Below are 729 nucleotides of genomic sequence, written 5' to 3' on the forward strand. Positions count from 1 at the left end.
CCTGCATGTTGCGCCTTCTCACCGCAGCTTTCCGTTCATCGCTCCAGCGTTGGATCTGTTTCTGGCCGTGAAAATCCACGCATACAGCGTAACCTGAGCCAGCCACCCAGCGTGTCATCACCTCTTCAGGTGCCGCCTGCCCAGCCTCCACGACAACGGAAATCAGTTCCCGTGGACCCGGGCAGGGCCTGTGCGGCAGGTTCCAGCGCAGAGAATAGCGCCACTTCATACACCACTCCGATCAGCCAGCTTATTTGGCACCTGCCAGCGTTCAGCAACACGAATATGCTCAGGTGTTTCCCGGACAATTAACGGAATTTCGTACATCACTGCATACAGCGGCTCACCGCTGATGCGAAGCCAGTCCAGTTCCTTCAGCGATGTGAATCGCGACTGCCAGCGCCAGAACGGTGCTGCAAGCTCTGCCGCGTCAAACTCGTCGCTCCACCGGGTGTACCAGGTGCAGACGGTTTCCGGTGACTGAAAATTCAGTTCTGTGACAGCCTGTCCCAGCAGGTTCTGACGCAGTAACCAGGACTGCTCGACCTGACGGGCTTCACGGCGCATTTTTCGGGTGAAGGCAAAGTCCTGACGTTTTAGCCTGCGTACTGTTCGGGTATGAAGGACTTCCGGAAAAAGTTCAGCCTGCACATCCATTGTCAGCGGCAGCGGACAGTATTCCCCGTGGCTGGAGATAAGCATATCCAGCGCCTCTTCCACCTGTTTCAG

The 729-nt window shown here is 56.8% G+C and carries 2 protein-coding genes; both read right to left on the reverse strand.

The window, feature by feature from the left end; translation table 11 throughout:
- On the reverse strand, positions 1 to 229 hold a 229-nt coding region (locus ABD169_RS16030), incomplete at its 3' end, for a hypothetical protein (RefSeq protein ID WP_425560985.1).
- Positions 226 to 729, reverse strand: a 504-nt coding sequence (locus ABD169_RS16035; RefSeq protein WP_344033616.1) for a plasmid SOS inhibition protein A, incomplete at its 5' end; no start/stop codon positions are given. The genes ABD169_RS16030 and ABD169_RS16035, both read right to left, overlap by 4 nt.

Source organism: Leucobacter iarius (assembly GCF_039530105.1).
In the GTDB taxonomy this organism is placed as follows: Bacteria; Actinomycetota; Actinomycetes; order Actinomycetales; family Microbacteriaceae; genus Leucobacter; species Leucobacter iarius.